A 19,272-nucleotide genomic window follows, 5' to 3' on the forward strand; every position below is an offset into this window, starting at 1 on the left:
TTTATAATATATCATGTGAGTTTGTTTTCGTCAACACTTTTTTTGAAATAATTTTGTTGGCTCTTATTTCTATAAAGTATTGACTGTTAGTCATTAAAATAATGACCGTTGCTTAATATATCATGGTTTTTTTATAGAAGTCAACTATGTATTCAATATTTCTGTTTTTAGATTTGGTGGTCGATTTAACATGGTTTGCCTGCTTCATACTTTCTTACTCTTTGTATCACAACAGAGTATTTGTACACTCTATCGATTAAACTAAATCGCTGATGGATGTTTGAGTACGGTAAAGGATGCTGCATTGCTTTCTCACAATATATGATGCTAAAGAGGAACAAAAACAGAGTTCTTCTTTTTGTATTTCGCCACTCACTCACGTGTTCGCATCATTTACACACAGCGTAGGCTGCGGATCTCTTTCATAGGAAGATATTTGGTAATCTACCGACCTACTTTTTGACTCGGTGATGCTTGATCAAGTAGCTTTATTTCCTTTTCAATTCAATTAGCTCTACTACTCCTACAATTATCACTGACAAATTCAGCAAATGACTGAAATGAATCAATCCATTGAGGTTATGGGCAACTTCGGTAGTCTGGACTAGCTAATACAATATCCCGTAGCTAATAATAGACAGACTCTATTAGCCCTATATGATAAAAAAAGGCATCCGTTTCCCATTTATGGGTGAACAGATGCCTTTTTTTGAAAGACTTCATAGGTATATAAAAAAAGATTATAGTTCTCTGCGCCCTTCCAGTGCTTTGGACAGTGTAACTTCATCTGCATATTCCAGATCCCCGCCGACTGGCAGTCCATGAGCAATACGGGTTACTTTGAGATTAAACGGCTTCACCAGACGCGAAATATACATAGCTGTTGCTTCGCCTTCAATATTCGGATTAGTTGCCAAAATTAGCTCCTGTACCCGTTCATCACTCAGACGATTCAGCAGTTCTTTGAGTTTGATCTCATCAGGCCCTATACCCTCAATCGGTGAAATAGCGCCATGCAGTACATGGTAGTAGCCATCAAATTCACGGGTACGCTCCATTGCGACCAGATCCTTGGGTTCCTGTACCACGCAAATTACAGAAGCATCTCTCGTTTTGTCCTGACAGATCCGGCATGGATCTGCATCGGTAATATTACCGCATACGGAACAATAGTGAAGATTCCGCTTCACATTGACCAGTGCTTTGGCAAAATCGATCACGTCATCCTCTTTCATACGAAGAACGTGAAAGGCAAGCCGACCTGCTGTCTTCGGCCCTACTCCCGGCAAGTGCGTAAAAGCATCTATCAATTTAGCAATCGGTTCGGGATAATACAATACAGCGATCTCCTTTGAGACCGGTCATTTGGCTAATGCCGATCTGTTATTTTAGAACAGGCCAGGAATCTTCATTCCGCCTGTGAATTTACCCATATCCTGGTTTGCCAGCTCTTCTGCTTTGCTCATTGCATCGTTAACTGCTGTCAGTACCAGATCCTGCAGCATTTCTACATCATCCGGATCTACAGCTTCTGGCTTGATGTTAATAGATATAATTTTTTTGTGTCCGTTGACTTCAACAGAGACTACACCGCCACCAGCAGTACCCGATACGGTTTTGGAGCCCAGTTCTTCCTGTGCTTTCAGCATTTGCTCCTGCATTTTCTTCACTTGCTTCATCATTTGATTCATGTTACCCATTCCAATCATCTCCTCTAATAAAGTATAAGTGTATCTATCATTATTCCTTGATTACAACAAGTTCCTCGCCAAACAGCTGAATAGCTTCATCCACTAGAGCATCACTATTGGCTGCTTCCTCATGTTCAAGCTTGAGTTCTTCACCAGGCTGCTCGCTTGTTCCTTCAATAGCGTCCATCCAGTCTTTTTGCATCATCGTTACGAGACGATAAGAACCGCCCAGTATTTCATTTAATACTGATTCGATAACCTGCTTGTTGGCAGACTTCTCGATCGTCTCCCGGTGCATATCATGTTTGAAGGCTACCAAAACAGCATCTTCGTGGAAGGATACAGGGTCACAGTTTACAAACCAGGCATGGATGGTAACCTTAACTTCCTTGACACGCTGCAGCACTTTGCTCCACGAACCGGAGATTTTGGCAAAGTCCTCATGATTACGGTTGGAGACATAATGTGGCATTTGCGATGGAATCTTGGCAGCAGCAGATATTCTCGGAGCCGGTGCCCGTCTGCCAGTATTGCTGGAAGCAGCTTCTCCTCCAGTAGAGATACCCGATTTGAGCGCTTGATCCAGCTTTTGCTCCAAGGCTGCCAACTGCTGCTTGAGCTGCCGAATCTCGCTGGCATCTGCCGAGCCCCCACTAGTGGTGACTACTCCAGCTGAATTCTCAGAAGCATTACCACCCGGTATACTACTCAGCTTGAGCAGCGCCACTTCAAACAGCATCTGTGGCTGCGTAGCATATTTCATCTCCGTCTGATAGTGATTCAGCGTATCGATCATGGCAAACAGCTGTTCTTTGGTAAAAGCAGCCGCTGTCTCCCGGAAATTTTCAGGGTTCAGCATGCGTTCTGTCAGGTCACCAGCCTGCGGAATCATCTTGATCATCAGCACATCACGGAAATAGTATAGCAGATTCTCCATGCATTTCTCTGCGCTTTTGCCTTCCTGCATAAATGATTCTACCATATGCAGTACCTTGCCTACATCATTCTGCAATAATGCCGAAGCTAATTCGGCAAACTGCTCCGAGGCAATGCCGCCGGTCATCTGGAGTACCTGCGGATAGGTGATCTTGCCTTCAGTAAACGAAGACACCTGATCCAGTATACTCAGCGCATCCCGCATTCCTCCATCGGACAGTCGAGCGATATACTCCAGGGCATCCCGCTCCGACTCCAGACCTTCCTGCTCGGAGATCAGCTGCAGACGTTCGGTCTGCTCTTGCAACGATACCCGGCGGAAGTCAAACCGCTGACAGCGTGAAATAATCGTCGCTGGTAGACGATGAGGCTCTGTCGTTGCCAATATAAATACCACATGGCCTGGCGGTTCTTCCAGTGTCTTGAGCAGCGCATTGAACGCTTCCGTCGTCAGCATGTGGACTTCATCTATAATATATACTTTGCGCCGGACTTCGGTAGGCGCATACTTTACCTTTTCTCTAAGATCCCGTATTTCTTCTACACCCCGGTTGGAGGCAGCGTCAATCTCCAGTACGTCCATAATATTGCCTGAAGTGATCCGTTTACAGGTCTCACATTCATTACAAGGCTCAATAGCCGGGCCTTTTTCGCAGTTGATTGCTTTGGCCAGTATTTTGGCGGCAGATGTCTTGCCCGTACCTCTGGGACCATTAAACAGATAGGCATGTGAAATACGCTCTTCCCGAATGGCATTCTGCAGTGTCTGAATGATATGCTGCTGTCCTACCATGTCCTGAAACGACTGCGGCCGCCAAGCACGATAAAGTGCGATATGTTCCACTTGCTTACCCTCTTTCTTGTATATGGCTACCTTTGACTTCACTACTTGTCAAAGATGATCTGGCATAAAAATAATGTTATAAAAACAAAAGAACTTACCTTTAATTATACTATAAATCAGCATCAAGCAAAACCTGCACACCCTAATTTCACAAACAAAAAACACCTGTTGCAGTACGCAAAAGGTGTTATGAATAGCTTAGTTATATACCGTGCACCTGTCTTCGATAATTGCGATCCAAGCGGTTCTTCTGAGCGACAGCTCAGGGTAGGCACTCCCTCGGCACAAGAACGAAACTGCTTATGGCTGCTTCCTTCCGGACCTGACCAGGTTCACAGGTGTTCCTTGCGAAGGACCCATCCGTCAACACTGCGCTCAGATACCTGCCTTACATCGACAATACCTAGGACAGGAATTCAATCTCGCTATAGCGGATTGCGAGTTATAGGGCACCGCTACCTCCCCATCTAGCACGGCATTAAGTAATTATACCTGACACACGTAGACAATGCAACTATCCATTAGATATGTTTTGCCAGGTCAGTTGGTTGTCGCGGAAGCCGTAGTAGAACGGGTCGTACGTCTGCCTGTACTGCCAGAGCCAGTGCTGGAAGACGTAGATGGTTTCTTGGTACCGGAACTGCCGTTTTTGCTATCTTCCCGGGTATCAAATGTAGCAAGGAACTCCTGATTGGTCTTGGAATTGCGCAGCTTTTTGAGGAAACCTTCTACAAAGTCCTGGCTGTCGTTCATATTTTTGCGGATATGCCAGATCGTATCCAGTTCTTCCTTGGCAAGCAAATCTTCTTCGCGGCGCGTACCGGAACGACGAATATCGATTGCCGGGAAAATACGACGCTCGGACAGTTTGCGATCCAGATGCAGTTCCATGTTACCGGTACCTTTGAATTCTTCGTAGATAATATCATCCATACGGGAACCGGTGTCGATCAGTGCCGTAGCCAGAATCGTCAGACTGCCGCCTTCCTCCACATTACGCGCAGAACCGAAAAAGCGCTTTGGACGATGGAATGCTGCCGGATCGATACCGCCACTGAGTGTACGACCAGATGGTGGAATAACCAGATTGTATGCACGTGCCAGACGAGTGATACTGTCCATCAGGATAACAACATCTTTTTTGTGCTCTACAAGACGCAGTGCACGTTCTAGTACCAGTTCCGCTACTTTGATATGATTCTCGGGCAGTTCGTCAAATGTGGAAGCAATAACTTCACCTTTGACAGAACGCTGCATATCCGTAACTTCCTCCGGACGCTCATCAATAAGCAGCACAAAAAGCTCAATCTCCGGGTTGTTCGTTGAGATGCTGTTCGCGATTTCTTTGAGCAGGAGTGTTTTACCGGCTTTGGGAGGTGCTACGATCAGACCACGCTGTCCCAGTCCGACTGGAGCCAGTACATCCATGATCCGTGTAGAGAGTTTGTTGGGAGCTGTCTCAAGAACCAGCTTCTTTTGTGGGTAAAGAGGAGTCAGCGCAGGGAAATGAAGACGTTCTGCTGCCTGTTCCGGACTAACACCATTGACGGCGTTTACCTGAAGAAGTCCGAAATAACGTTCGTTTTCTTTGGGAGCACGGCATTTACCGGATACGAGATCACCGGTACGCAGATCGAATTTGCGAATCTGTGAAGCCGAAATATAAATATCTTCTGCACTTGGCAAATAGTTGATCGGCCGCAGGAATCCATATCCTTCTGGCAGTATTTCAAGTACACCCTGCATGAACATTAGTCCACTGCGTTCAGCCTGCGCACGTAGAATTGCAAAGATCAATTCCTTTTTTTTGAGCTGTCCATAATACGGAATCTGGTATTGCTTGGCCAGTTTGTATAAGTCGGTCAGCTTCATTTCTTCCAAATCGGAAATTTGTAAATCCATACAATAACCACCTATTCAATTTTATAGAGAGTGTTGAGACAACCGATAGAATAATGTTGGGAATAATCAGAAGATTGAATTATACGGAGTGGATACTTCCAAATTCATTCATAGGATAGCATTACCCATTTTGGGAGGAGATATTCAAGAGGTATGTATTTTGGGAAATACAAGTGAATTCTCCTCCCTGTAAGAGGGACAATCAAATTAAAGAGTACGCGTTTCCAGCGTCTCTCTCCATACATTGGCACCCAGGTTACGCAGGTTATCTACAATGTGGTCATAGCCACGATCGATAAACTCTACACCGGATACTTCGGTTACGCCTTCGCCAACAGTCAGACCGGCAATCACCAGCGCTGCACCTGCACGCAGATCCATCGCTTTGACTTTGGCTGCATTCAGTTCGCCGCCTTCAATAATAGCCGAACGACCTTCCACCTTAATCTTGGCACCCATACGCGCCAGCTCTGGCACATGCTTGAACCGGCTGCTGTAGACGAAGTCACTTAATACACTAACTCCCTGCGCCTGTGTCAGCAGACTGGTCATCGGAGATTGCAGATCAGTGGCAAAGCCCGGATACGTAAGAGCCTTGACATCTACGTGATTGTAGGAAGCCTTGCCGAGAACACGGATACCCTCATCCAATTCGTCGACATGTACACCCATTTCCAGCAGTTTGGCTGTTACTGCTTCCAGATGCTTAGGAATAACATTGTCAATCAGAACATCACCGCGCGTTGCCGCTGCAGCGATCATATACGTACCTGCCTGAATACGGTCAGGAATAATGGAATGTCGACAGCCATGCATTTCGGAAACGCCCTCAATACGGATCGTCTCTGTACCTGCGCCCTTGATACTTGCGCCCATGGCATTCAGTAATGTTGCTACATCTATAATCTCAGGCTCTTTCGCCGCGTTTTCGATAATTGTATGGCCTTTGGCTCTTGCTGCCGCCAGCATAATGTTAATGGTCGCACCCACACTGGCTACGTCCAGATAGATTTTGGCTCCACGGAGCTCTTTGGCATATAAATGAATCGAACCATGTTCGTTGGTAACCGTTGCACCAAGTGCTTCAAAGCCTTTGATATGCTGATCGATAGGTCTTGGTTCAAAGTTGCAGCCGCCCGGCAAGCCGATCGTTGCTTCTCCAAAACGTCCAAGTAATGCACCCATCATATAATAGGATGCCCGCAGCTTTTTGACAGGTCCGTTGGGCATTGGAATAGATCTGACACTGCTTGGATCAATACGCATCTGGTTCTCTAGCTCATGCCAGCTTACGCTCGCACCCAGATTCTCGAGAATTTCCGCATAAACTGCCACATCGCTCAGAAGGGGCAAGTTATCCAGCACGACTTCTGACTCGGCGAGCAATGCCGCAGGAATAAGCGCAATGGCACTGTTTTTTGCACCACTGATGGTGATAGTTCCCTGCAGCGGACGTCCGCCACTGATCATCAATTTTTCCATAAAGCTTAGTATCCCCCTACGTGTTTTGCAGCCGATAAAACGACACGTGCTGTTGATTTTTTGACGGTTAAAATGGAAAGACACCGGCTCAGCGGTGTGCTCTCCATAACAACCTATTTAATTAGACCTTCTCCAACTGGAAAAGTTCCGGTTCATTCTGTTTTAACTTCTGCATACTGTAATATACACTACGCCTATTCAAAAAGCCAATTACGCTTTGTTGCTTGTACCAAACTCGCGGATTTTACCGATAACGGTTTGTTTGATTGCATCGCGACCTGGAACGATGAAAGTACGTGGATCGTAAGCTTCTGGTTTGTCAGCCAGTACTTTGCGAACCGCTTTTGCAAATTCGATCTGGTTCTCGGTATTCACGTTGATTTTGGAAGTACCCAGGGAGATCGCTTTGTCGATATCGTGTTTAGGGATACCAGTACCACCGTGCAGTACGAGTGGCAGTTTAACCGCGTCACGAATTTCTTCCATTTCTTTGAAGCCTAGGTTAGGCTCACCATGGTAAGGACCGTGTACGGAACCCAGTGCTGGTGCCAGCGTATCGATACCTGTTTCTTTAACGATGCGTGTGCACTCTTCCAGGTCAGCGTACATGATACCGCCGATAACGTCGTCTTCCTGTCCGCCTACAGTACCAACTTCAGCTTCTACGGAAACGCCTTTAGCGTGTGCATATTCAACTACTTTTTTCGTCATTTCGATGTTCTCATCGATTGGGTGATGGGAACCGTCGATCATAACGGAAGTAAAGCCAGCATCAATCGCTTCTTTACATTTGTCAAAGCTAGAACCGTGGTCCAGGTGAATGGCTACTGGAACTGTAATTTTCATATCGTGAAGCAGACCTTCTACCATTTTGACAACAGTAGTGAATCCGCCCATGTGACGTGCTGCACCTTCGGACACACCCAGGATTACTGGTGATTTTTCTTCTTCCGCTGCACCCAGAATCGCTTGTGTCCACTCCAGGTTATTGATATTGTATTGACCAACTGCGTATTTACCTTCGAGCGCTTTGTTTAACATGTCTGTCATAGATACTAATGGCATAATGACATCCTCCTCAAAAATGTTGGGTATGTCCCAGAATGTGTAAGCCGCTACTGCATACGTGCCTATTATAACATAACCCACTTCAAATACTAAACAAGCAATTTGAAAAGAGATATGCGCCTTCGCACATTCAAATCAAATGGTTTGCAGCCATAATATAGGCTTATTGATCCACACTTGTGCCGCGAAGACACTGGTCAACTGCCTTACGCATATCGTCAATATCGAATGGCTTGGTAAAATGTCCAATCGCTCCCAGATCCTTGGCTTTCTGGATAATATCCAGCTCGCCGTAGGCAGTCATCATAATGACATGAATCTGCGGATGTGTAGACTTGATATGACGAAGAATCTCCAGCCCATCCATACCAGGTATTTTCATATCCAGCAGTACGAGGTCGGGAACTTCCTGTTCTACCACTTCCAGCGCCGCTTTGCCATTGGCTGCCTGGAACATCTGATAGCCCTCATTACTGAATAATTCAACTAGCAATATCCGAATTCCATTTTGATCATCGACAATTAATATTTTTTTCTGTTCCATCTGTCACCTTTCCCTTCGTCTGTGCTGATCGGTTCTCCTGTTGGTACATTGATCCACTATTCAGAACGATGACGAGCTACAATGATTCTGTTTGGATTGAAATGTAAATCCTTACTTTGAATAACATAATATACACTTTCGCTTTTTTTCGCGTAAATCCTGCATCATTGCGAAAAAGACAGTGCATACTACGACAAAATATGCCTGATATGCATTTACCGAAGCTTCTTAATGACTAAGTATGAAAAGGATATATGTCAACAGCCTGTTTACCGTATATCTATTCATGCAGTTTCATTATACAAAAAAACCACCTGCATCTTCTTAAAGATACAGGTGGTTGCCAAAAATAAAAATTAAACGTATAATCTTAAACCCGACGCTCTTATGATTGATGAGCGATGGAAGCTTTGACGAATTCACGGAACAACGGCTGTGGACGGTTCGGACGGGATGTAAATTCCGGATGGAACTGTACAGCCAGGAACCATGGATGATCAGGAACTTCCACGATCTCTACCAATCGACCGTCCGGAGAAGTACCGGAGATTTTCATGCCGACTTTTTCAATCTGTTCGCGGTACTGGTTGTTGAACTCGTACCGGTGACGGTGACGCTCGTATACCAGCTCTTCGCCATAGCATTCCATGGCCAGGGAACCTGGTTGCAGCTTACAAGGATACAGTCCCAGACGCATCGTGCCGCCCAGATCTTCGATATCCTTTTGTTCCGGCAGAAGGTCGATAACCGGATAAGGCGTAGCCGGATTGATTTCGGAGCTGTTCGCACCTTCGAGACCTGCAAACGCACGTGCATACTCAATAACAGATACCTGCATACCGAGGCAAATACCGAAGTAAGGAATCTTCTGCTCACGAGCATAGCGGATTGCATTGATTTTGCCTTCAATACCACGATCGCCGAAGCCGCCAGGAACGAGGATACCGCCGATGCCGCCAAGCTTCTCAGCTACATTCTCGTCTGTCAGTTCTTCTGCATCCACCCAGCGGAGTTTTACATCTGCATTGGCATGGTAACCAGCATGGGACAGGGATTCTACAACACTCAAATATGCATCATGCAACGCTACATATTTACCGACAATTGCGATTTCAACGGTTTTTTCCAGGTGCTGAATACGGTTCAGCAGTGCTTCCCATTCCGTCATGTCCGGAGCTGGTGCATCCAGTTTCAGATGATTCACAACGATATCGTCCAGACCTTCTTCACGCAGGTTCAATGGAACTTCATACAGTGAAGATGCATCACGACACTCGATAACTGCGTTGGCGTCGATATCACAGAACAATGCGATCTTGGCTTTCATGTCTTCGGACAGCTCATATTCGGTACGACATACAATAACGTTAGGCTGGATACCGATACTGCGCAGTTCTTTGACACTGTGCTGGGTTGGCTTGGTTTTTACTTCGCCTGCAGCTTTGATATAAGGGATCAGTGTTACATGGATATACATAACATTGTCGCGGCCTACATCACTCTTGATCTGACGAATAGCTTCGAGGAATGGAAGGCTCTCGATATCACCAACCGTACCACCAATCTCGGTAATAACAACATCCGAATTCGCTTCGCGACCAGCACGGAAAACGCGTTCTTTGATTTCATTCGTAATATGCGGGATAACCTGTACTGTACCACCCAGATATTCACCGCGACGCTCTTTACTGATAACGGAAGAATATACTTTACCTGTCGTTACGTTACTGTTCTTGGACAGGTTAATATCGATAAAACGCTCATAGTGTCCCAGATCCAGATCGGTCTCGGCGCCATCATCCGTTACAAATACCTCACCGTGTTGATAAGGACTCATTGTTCCCGGGTCTATGTTAATGTAAGGATCGAATTTCTGGATCGTTACTTTCAAACCTCTGTTTTTGAGCAGTCTGCCCAGTGAAGCAGCTGTAATCCCTTTACCCAGTGAAGATACAACCCCACCTGTTACAAAAATATACTTTGTCACAATATAACCTCCTAATTATTATCCAGACATTCAAATCAGCATCTCACCACAATAAACCCTACTTGGTTCTCATAACAACCAGCAGAACCTATACAAAACCTTCTACCAGCTTATCGACCCATCGTAATATTTTATCGCAATCAGGATGCTCAGGGGGGAGATATATCCCAAAAAAAACAAAAAAAGTGACACCCGTAGCCACGGGGCACTTTATTTATTTCAGCAAATTATGCGCTGCATATATGTTGATTTATAGTTTGATTCATAAGCCCATGCAATAGTTTACTCTGTTCTGTAATGCTGTGTCAAGACATATCCCGAGAAAGATGGATAGATATTTACTTTGATGTCTTCGGGACTGCATAGCGCCTGTACGGCATTTATAGATATGTCTTAATTCGGTTCATTGGATATTCATTTATAGCATTTACTTATAAAAAAAACCTGCCCTCTACATAAAGGGCAGGTCAGGGGATTAACGGTCTTCGTCCGTGTCTTCCTCTTTGAATTCGGTGCTTTCCTCGTCTTCGTCGAAGTCTTCGTCCTCATCTTCGTCTTCAATGACCAGGTCTTCACTATCTTCTTCATCCTCGGAGAAGATCGCTTCATCGTCATCGTCGTTTTCATCTACATCGTCGTAGTTGTCATCTTCGATTTCATCATCTTCATCGTTGGTATCGGCTACATCTTCGTTATTGAACTCATCATCTTCAATATCATCATCGTCGTTATCGTCGTTGATAATACGTGGACGTTTGGCGTTCGCTACCGGATCTTCAGCGCGCTCCAGTGGATACCAGCGCTTGAGGCCCCACAGGTTGGTACCTACACAGGCAAAACGACCATCAATATTCAGCTCGGTATACAGCTGGGCGATATATTCATTAATTTGCTCTTCCGTATAACCGCGCAGTTCAGCAACTTCCTTCATCAGGTCACGGTAATACAAAGGTGTATTAATTTTTTTCAATACCGCAAAGGCCAGATCCACCATAGGGATCTCATGCACTTTCTCCGGATTGATCTTTAATTCTTGCGGTGTGCTCACTTACGGACACTTCCTCTCGGATCCAATTTCAGTCTGCTTATTTGATTCTATCCCGACATTCTACGGATAGGAATGAAAAGGCTCTACGATACATTATACAAAATGCTGAGTTAAGTAAACCCTATTTAACTGTAAAAATCAAGTTTTTTACAAAAAACAACAGGTATACTCCATGATCGTAGGGTAAAGCACATAAAAGCGGCTAATTCCGCCTGCTTACATACGGTCCGGTGCAGATACGCCAACCAGACGCAGTACATTGGCAATAACGATACGCACACTATCCAGCAGGGCCAGACGAGCCAGCGTTTTCGGCTGATCTTCGGTCAGGGTACGCTCTGCTTTGTAGTAGCTGTGCAGTATGGATGCCAGTTCATATACGTAGCGGATCAGGCGATGCGGCGCAAAGTTGTCCGCTGCCAGTGAAATCTCCTGTGGCAGCTCACCGAGTTTTTGCAGCAGTGCATATTCGTGCTCTGTCGTCAGCTGGGTGTAATCAATCTCGGACAGTTCCGGCAGTGTAATCCCCTGCTCTTCAGCCTGACGGAAAATACTGCAAATCCGCGCATGCGCATACTGCACATAGAATACCGGGTTCTCATTGGATGTAGAGACCGCCAGATCCATGTCAAAGTCCAGATGGGAATCAATACTGCGCATCGCAAAGAAATAACGAACTGCATCCACGCCCACTTCGGCCATCAGATCTTCCATCGTTACCGCTTTACCGGTACGCTTGGACATTTTCACTTTTTCACCGTTCTGGAACAGGCTGACCATCTGTGCAATCAGCACGGTTAATTTGTCCGGATCATTACCAAGTGCCTGCATTGCTGCTTTCATACGCGGGATGTAGCCATGGTGATCGGCTCCCCAGATATTGATCATACGATCATAACCGCGGCCGTATTTGTCTTTGTGGTAAGCGATATCGGGAGTCAGATACGTGTAGGTACCATCGTTCTTGATCAGTACACGGTCCTTATCATCGCCATAAGCTGTTGTGCGCAGCCATGTTGCGCCTTCTTCTTCGTACACTTCGCCGCGCTCGCGCAGTTCACCCAGAGCATCGAGTACCTGACCATTTTCATACAGGGACGTCTCGCTGAACCAGATGTCAAAGTTCACACGGAAGTCTCCCAGGTCACGCTGGATTTTTTCCATTTCCTTTTTGAGACCGTAATCACGGAAAAAGGAAGTCCGTTCACTGGAAGACATGGACAGCAGGCTATCACCTTTTTCAGCTACCAGCTCTTTCGCGAAACCGCGGATATCTTCACCGTGGTAGCCGTCTTCCGGCATAGGTGCATCCTGTCCCAGTTCCTGCAGGTAACGAGCTTCAATAGACAGGCTCAGATTGGATACCTGATTACCTGCATCATTGATGTAGTATTCCCGGGTTACCTGGTAACCCGCAAAATCAAGCAGGTTGCACAGGGAATCGCCGAATGCAGCGCCACGTGCATGACCAAGGTGCAGGCTGCCTGTCGGATTGGCACTAACAAATTCGACCTCTACCTTGCGGCCTTGGCCATTGTTGGTACGTCCGTATTTGTCGCCCTGCTCGTGGACGGCCTGGATGACTGGATACAGGTAATTTTTGTTGAGAGTAAAGTTGATAAAACCCGGACCTGCAATCTCGGCATGCTCAATACCACCCTGCTGAAGATTCAGGTTGGCAATAATGCTTTCTGCCAGCATGCGCGGATTCTGCTTGGCAATACGAGTCAGCTGCATTGCAATATTAGTGGCCAGATCGCCATGGTTTTTGTCTTTGGGCACTTCAAGCGTAACCTCCGGCATCTCTTCCGGACCTACAATACCTGCTGCGAGTACAGCTGCATGTACGGCTTCCTTGACGGAATTACGGCTTTGTTCCAATGGATTAACTGTCATTGTCTAATGTTCCTCCTGTATCTTGCACTTCATAAGATTAATTCTCCGGGTACTGGCTGTGCTACCGGAGATTATTGCTATCGGTCTATGCGTTAGGGCGATCACCGGTAGGGGCCTTAGCCGCCTGTATGTCCAGACTGACCTTGAATGTACCGTTCAGCTGTTCATGCACATACAGTTCATATTCCCAGGTGACTTTACCCATATATCCGTTCAGTTCGTTATGAATCAATGAAGTATGGGTAATCAGGGCGAAACGGGTAAAAGGCGATCGGTAAAATCCGGTCAGCTGTTCTCCCTGACGGAAGGACTGCTCCGCTTCTACGCCGCCGTGACGCATAATCTTGATCTCATCCTTGCTGATCCTCACTGTTGTACGGACTTCCTGCTGTGTGGATTCGGGTGTTTCGGTATAGCGAATATAAATGCTGCTGCCTTTCTCAAAAGCCTGACCGGTAAAATGGGTGATGACGCTTTCCCCATTCTGGTCACTGCGCAGCGTCAGATGTACCTCGTTCGATTCTGTCATAAAACCCAGCTCCATTTTTGGTATGACTCCATCTTGGCTTGTTGAATATAGAACATTTTCACGATAAATTCAATAAGCACAGTCCCTTCTATTGTACCATTATATTGAAGCGAAAGCCGCTTTTTCCGACAAAAAATAGCAGGTTTCTGCTGAATCGGTATTTGTCATTCATTTCATATGGCCAAAGGGATCATGCCAGAGTGATGCGTGAGTGATCCCAATCAATATTTACGCAAAAAGACCTGTATATCCCGGCGATAACGCAGGATATACAGGTCTGATGTTATTTTACTTGCACAGGTCTTCGACGAACTTAGGCAGCGCAAATGCTGCTTTGTGCAGGCGTGGGGTATAGTATTTGTTACTTTCCATTTCCGGAATGGAAGTTTCATCCACTTCCAATGGATCGTATTTTTTACTTCCCATGGTGAATGTCCACAGTCCGCTCGGGTAAGTAGGAATGTTGGCTCCGTATACACGAACGATCGGGAAGATTTCTTTTACGTCTTTGTTGACTTGCTGAATCAGATCCGCTTTGAACCAAGGGTTATCTGTCTGAGCGACGAAGATACCGTCTTCTTTGAGCGTCTCGTAGATTCCTTGATAGAATCCTTTTTCGAACAGTGGAGCTGCAGGTCCTACAGGCTCTGTAGAATCGACCATGATCACATCATACGTATTTTTGTTCTCGATGATGTGCATGTAACCATCCGCTACCATCACTTCTACACGAGGATTATCCAGTTCGCCAGCGATTTCTGGCAGGTACTTTTTGGAGTACTCGATTACTTTGCCGTCGATCTCAACCAGAACAGCTTTTTCTACTCCCGGGTGCTTCAGCACTTCACGGATTACACCGCCGTCGCCGCCACCGACAACGAGTACATGCTTCGGATTCGGGTGCGTGTTCAGGGCAGGATGAGCGACCATTTCATGATAAACGAACTCATCTTTGACGGTTGTCATTACCATGCCATCCAGCACCAGCATGCGTCCGAACTCTTCGGTATCGATCATTGCCAGATCTTGAAAATCAGTTTTCTCTGTTACCAGAGTCTCGCGGATTTTGGCTGTAATGCCGAAAACCGGCGTTTGTTTCTCGGTATACCATAATTCCATATTTATTACCTTCTTTCGCGTATATTCAACTGAATCAAGGGGATAGTCCTTATCATTCATTTCGCATTATACGCGATATAATCCCGGACTGCAAAAGGAACTTGAGTAGCTTGGGAATGCAGGACTTTTATAAGAACAAGCAGGGATTTTCGCGGTAATTATAGACAACGGATTTGTCGTTCTATTCATTCGTTACAAAGGAGCTGATTATAATGAACGTTCACGAAATTGTACAGCTGACAGCACTCGAAGCCGCTCCGCGACTACTTGGTAAAATCATCAGTAGAATCACCGAAGATGGCGAGATCCGCTGCCGGATTATTGAGACCGAGAGCTACGGTGGCGTTGAAGACAAAGGCAGTCATGCCTACGGTAACCGCCGAACTGCGCGTACAGAAATGATGTTCCGGCAGGGCGGTTATGCCTACATTTATCTGATCTATGGTATGTATCATTGTCTTAATGTGGTTACCGGTGAAGAGAATGATCCACAGGCCGTGCTGATTCGGGCAGTTGAGCCCTTGACGCCCAAGGATGAGCAGCTGATGCTCAAACACCGTCCGGCTGCAACGCGTCAACTCAAAAACATCTCCAATGGCCCCGGCAAATTGTGCCAGGCTCTCTCGATCGATAAATCGTGTAACGGATTGCATCTGCTGGCAAGTGGCGGAACACTGCGGCTGGAAGATACACCGGAGGATATCTTTTACGATATCGAATCCGGTCCGCGGATCAATATTGATTATGCCCAGGAGTATGCAGCCAAACCATGGCGTTTCTATATCAAAAATCATCCATATATCTCTGCCAAAAATAACACTCCCCTTCCTTATATCCTCGAACGTCCACCAATTTTGTGATTGCCGATCAATGTACTGTAAGATGATTTTAAAAAACCGCTGGAACGGAGTCATTACTCCGCCAGCGGTATATGATCAGCTGATTGCTCCAGCCATTGATTCATCTGTTCTACGGTCATAGGTTTGCCGTAATAATATCCCTGCATAATATAACAGCCTTTGGATTGAAGAAACTGAATCTGCTCGACCGTCTCTACGCCTTCTGCAACCATCTCCATATTCAGGTTATAGGCGATAGCGATAATCGTGCTAATAATCGACTGCTTGGACGCATGATCAATGTTACGGACAAATACCTGATCGATTTTGATAATATCGACCGGCATCTCGTCCAGACTGCCCAATGAAGAATAGCCTGTACCAAAGTCATCCAGAGAAATTCCTACGCCCTGCTGCTGAATCTGCTGCAGCTGGTCAACGGTACCTTCAATACCATTCATAGCAATCGATTCCGTGATCTCCAGTTCCAGATATTGAGGCTCAAGACCGGTATCAGCCAGAATCTGGGCGATACGTTCAGGAAATGCGGAACATTCAAACATACGTGCTGACATATTGACCGAGATCGGTATATGAATGCCTGCAATCTGTTGCCAGATCTTGTTCTGCTCGCATACCTTTTCCAGAATCCAGTCTGTCATTGGGATAATAAGCCCTGTCTCTTCAGCAATGGGGATAAATTCGCCCGGAGATACAATTCCCAGTTGCGGATGCTTCCAGCGCAGCAGTGCTTCCATACCTGTAAGCCGGTTATGCCGGGAATCCCATTTGGGCTGATACACGATAAAGAATTCTTCCTGCTCCTGTGCATTGCGCAGATCCTTTTCCAGTTCCATTCGGCGAATCTGGCGCTGATTCATATCTTCGCTAAAAATGCTGTATTTGTTCTTGCCCGTGTTCTTGGATACATACATTGCCGTATCCGCAGCCCGCATCAGAAAAGTCCGTTCGAATCCATGCTGGGGTACAAGCGAGATACCAATGCTACCTGTAATAAATAGCTGATTGTTGGCCAGATGATACGGCTGCTTGATCGAGTCCAGAATCGACTCGGCCAGTTGAATCGTCGTATCCACTGAACCGGTACTGGAGGCGATCAGGAATTCGTCACCGCCAAGCCGGAAAACGATTCCCTGGTTTTTCACGCACTGCTGCAACCTTTTGGATACTTCTACGAGCAGTTCATCTCCTACATCATGACCCAGCGTATCATTAATGGACTTAAAACGGTCCAGATCGAGAAATAAAACGGCTCCTTCTGTCTTCTCTGTAAATTCCTTGGCAAAATAACGCTGCAGTCCATGACGATTGGGTAGACCGGTAAGCGGATCACTATATGCCATACGTTCCAGTACATGCCTTTCCACAAATACCGCTGCCCAGGAAGCAGCCAGAATAAACAGGGTTACAATAGCTACTGCAGAGATCAAAAGCATCTGTCCTGCAGGAGGCGCTCCCTCCAATTCCTGCTGTGTATAATGAAACTGGGCCGCTGCCATACCTACATAATGCATACCGGAAATGGCGAGCCCCATCACAATCGCACTATAGAATTTCCAAGTGCTGAAGCCCGGATGATTACGAAAGCGGCGAAACAACAGCAAGGCGGCGTAGGAAGCTATCAAGGCAGCAGCCAGCGACAGCAGCCAATAGACCGGATCATACGTAATCATTACGGCTGTATGCAGAGCTGCCATACCTGTATAGTGCATAGCTACAATTCCAGCTCCCATAAGCGCGCCACCCAGACTTATTTTCCAGAGACGGGTTACTGCTTCCAATGTCACATAAAAAGCGATCAGCGAAGCCAGAATACTAAATACAGCGGACAGAGCGACCATTTTTAAATCATAGCTCATACTGAGGTCTGCCTCCAAAGCCAGCATCCCAATAAAATGCATGGACCAGATACCGCTGCCCATGACAAAAGTGCCCAGACTCATCCATAGGGTTTTGTTCCTGCCCGTGGATTGGCCAACCTTACCAACGATATTCAACGCTATATAGGAAGCCAGAATAGCGATAAGAACAGATAGCGCTACGATGTACGGATTATAGTGTGCGTGTATATATTCCATTGTTCATCTACCCTCCTTTACTCCAATTACAACCATACAAACAAAGCAGACAACTAATCCGCCATTAGGTACAAAGCAGAATTACATTCCTGCAAAGGATACCGCCACTTCTCCATTTCTGCTTACTTACTAAACTGTATAGTATATAAAACGGCATTATCATGCTTTTTTGTGATAGTAGATTGTTCTGGGCTATAAATATAGGAAGCTATGGAATGAAAAGAATGGTGAACACCCTTAGGTGTCCACCATTCTTGTACAAGCTATAGTATTGATATCAAAATTACTCGGTAATATTGAACTTGGATGACATCCGATCCATCAGACGAGCAATCACGGTTGCTGCTTCAGCCCGTGTAGCATTATCGGTCGGAGCAATTTTACCACTTGGTCTTCCGACCAGAATATTTTCTTTGACTCCTGTAGCCAAAGTATCTCTAGCCCAATCAGAGACCTGCTCTTTATCGCTGAAAGCACCCAAGGTCTGTTCGGAATCTGCAGCGAATGAGCCAGCAGGATCAAGATAATTCAAAGTGTTACTAATGATATGCGACATTTCTTCACGTGTAATTTGCTTATCCGGTTGATACGTACCGTCTGTATAACCATCTGTAATACCTGTTGCACTTACAGCCGAGATCGCATCATGATGCCAGTCATTGGCTTGTACATCCTTGTAGCTGGATGTACCTGAAGATGCGCTGTTCAGCTGCAGCAAATTATCGATCATTTGCGTAAATTGCGCACGTGTAATCAGTGCATTCGGATCGTATTTGTTATTGCCTACACCGTTCAGGATACCCAGATCCTGCAAACGATCGATGTTTGCCTTAGCCCATGAATTATTCACATCTACGAAGCGGGTTTTGGCAGCAGACTTCAGCGTAATAACAGAACTATCTGCAGTATCGTTCAACTCAGCTGCTGTTCCTTCTCCACTAGCTGCTGTTACCGTATTGGTATCTGCTGGTGCTGCAGCTGCTGATCCGCCACCACCACCGCCAGCTCCTACTTCGGCTGCTGGTGTTACTGCTCCAATACCTGCTGCGCTGGTTACACCGTTATCGGCCGGAGCTGGTGTTGGTGTTGTAGCAGCTGGTGTTCCACCTGTTGGTGTGGCTGCAGTGACAGGATTAGTTGCTGCTGGTGTACTTGGTACAGTTCCTCCTGTTTCACTTGGTACAGTACCTCCGTTTTCACCAGGTATGGTTCCTCCTGTTTCACTCGGAATACTACCAGTGGTTCCGCCATCGTCATTACCGGAACCAGTTCCTGGGTCGGTTGTTCC

Annotated in this window: 15 protein-coding genes and 1 other RNA gene; 1 reads left to right on the forward strand and 15 read right to left on the reverse strand. The window is 46.1% G+C overall.

Going from position 1 to position 19,272, the window contains the following annotated elements:
* Positions 1-740: 740 nt before the first annotated feature.
* The 13 genes from recR to speE form a co-directional block, all read right to left on the reverse strand.
* Positions 741-1,337, reverse strand: a complete 597-nt coding sequence (gene recR, locus H065_RS0124345; protein ID WP_017815717.1) for a recombination mediator RecR — start codon at positions 1,335-1,337, stop codon at positions 741-743.
* Between the two features lie 51 nt (positions 1,338-1,388).
* The gene (locus H065_RS0124350) at positions 1,389-1,700 is read right to left on the reverse strand and encodes a YbaB/EbfC family nucleoid-associated protein (protein ID WP_017815718.1); all 312 of its coding nucleotides are present in this window, start codon (positions 1,698-1,700) and stop codon (positions 1,389-1,391) included.
* 40 nt (positions 1,701-1,740) lie between these two features.
* Positions 1,741-3,471 (reverse strand): DNA polymerase III subunit gamma/tau, encoded by a 1,731-nt coding sequence (dnaX, locus tag H065_RS0124355; RefSeq protein WP_017815719.1) that lies wholly within the window; start codon positions 3,469-3,471, stop codon positions 1,741-1,743.
* 209 nt (positions 3,472-3,680) lie between these two features.
* Positions 3,681-3,947: signal recognition particle sRNA large type (ffs, locus tag H065_RS27555), an RNA gene on the reverse strand.
* A 64-nt stretch (positions 3,948-4,011) separates the two neighbouring features.
* Positions 4,012-5,373 carry a transcription termination factor Rho gene (gene rho, locus H065_RS0124360; RefSeq protein ID WP_017815720.1) on the reverse strand — a complete coding sequence of 454 codons (1,362 nt, stop codon included), beginning with the start codon at positions 5,371-5,373 and terminating at the stop codon, positions 4,012-4,014.
* Between the two features lie 207 nt (positions 5,374-5,580).
* Positions 5,581-6,855, reverse strand: a complete 1,275-nt coding sequence (murA, locus tag H065_RS0124365) for a UDP-N-acetylglucosamine 1-carboxyvinyltransferase (RefSeq protein WP_017815721.1) — start codon at positions 6,853-6,855, stop codon at positions 5,581-5,583.
* A 210-nt stretch (positions 6,856-7,065) separates the two neighbouring features.
* Positions 7,066-7,920, reverse strand: a complete 855-nt coding sequence (fba, locus tag H065_RS0124370; protein ID WP_017815722.1) for a class II fructose-1,6-bisphosphate aldolase — start codon at positions 7,918-7,920, stop codon at positions 7,066-7,068.
* A 166-nt stretch (positions 7,921-8,086) separates the two neighbouring features.
* Entirely contained in the window at positions 8,087-8,467 is a 381-nt protein-coding gene (locus H065_RS0124375) for a response regulator (RefSeq protein WP_017815723.1), read from the reverse strand.
* Between the two features lie 385 nt (positions 8,468-8,852).
* Positions 8,853-10,454 carry a CTP synthase gene (gene pyrG, locus H065_RS0124380; RefSeq protein ID WP_017815724.1) on the reverse strand — a complete coding sequence of 534 codons (1,602 nt, stop codon included), beginning with the start codon at positions 10,452-10,454 and terminating at the stop codon, positions 8,853-8,855.
* Positions 10,455-10,929: 475 nt separating this feature from the next.
* On the reverse strand, positions 10,930-11,502 hold the full coding sequence (rpoE, locus tag H065_RS0124385; RefSeq protein WP_017815725.1) for a DNA-directed RNA polymerase subunit delta: 573 nt from the start codon (positions 11,500-11,502) through the stop codon (positions 10,930-10,932).
* 216 nt (positions 11,503-11,718) lie between these two features.
* Complete coding sequence (gene argS / locus H065_RS0124390; RefSeq protein WP_017815726.1) at positions 11,719-13,398, reverse strand: arginine--tRNA ligase; 1,680 nt, start codon at positions 13,396-13,398, stop codon at positions 11,719-11,721.
* A gap of 85 nt (positions 13,399-13,483) precedes the next feature.
* Positions 13,484-13,927 (reverse strand): YwiB family protein, encoded by a 444-nt coding sequence (locus H065_RS0124395; protein ID WP_026136423.1) that lies wholly within the window; start codon positions 13,925-13,927, stop codon positions 13,484-13,486.
* A 288-nt stretch (positions 13,928-14,215) separates the two neighbouring features.
* Complete coding sequence (speE, locus tag H065_RS0124400; protein ID WP_017815728.1) at positions 14,216-15,046, reverse strand: polyamine aminopropyltransferase; 831 nt, start codon at positions 15,044-15,046, stop codon at positions 14,216-14,218.
* A gap of 212 nt (positions 15,047-15,258) precedes the next feature.
* Between speE and H065_RS0124405 the strand changes: the two genes are divergently transcribed.
* Positions 15,259-15,906, forward strand: a complete 648-nt coding sequence (locus H065_RS0124405) for a DNA-3-methyladenine glycosylase (RefSeq protein WP_017815729.1) — start codon at positions 15,259-15,261, stop codon at positions 15,904-15,906.
* 53 nt (positions 15,907-15,959) lie between these two features.
* Here the strand turns inward: H065_RS0124405 and H065_RS0124410 are convergent, their stop codons facing one another.
* Together H065_RS0124410 and H065_RS0124415 are read right to left on the reverse strand one after the other, a co-directional pair.
* A complete protein-coding gene (locus H065_RS0124410; protein WP_017815730.1) occupies positions 15,960-17,984 on the reverse strand; it encodes a putative bifunctional diguanylate cyclase/phosphodiesterase in 2,025 nt (674 codons plus the stop codon).
* Between the two features lie 283 nt (positions 17,985-18,267).
* A partial coding sequence (locus H065_RS0124415) for an S-layer homology domain-containing protein (protein ID WP_026136424.1) occupies positions 18,268-19,272 on the reverse strand: 1,005 nt, incomplete at its 5' end.

It is taken from the genome of Paenibacillus shenyangensis (assembly GCF_000346635.1).
In the GTDB taxonomy this organism is placed as follows: Bacteria; Bacillota; Bacilli; order Paenibacillales; family Paenibacillaceae; genus Saccharibacillus; species Saccharibacillus dauci.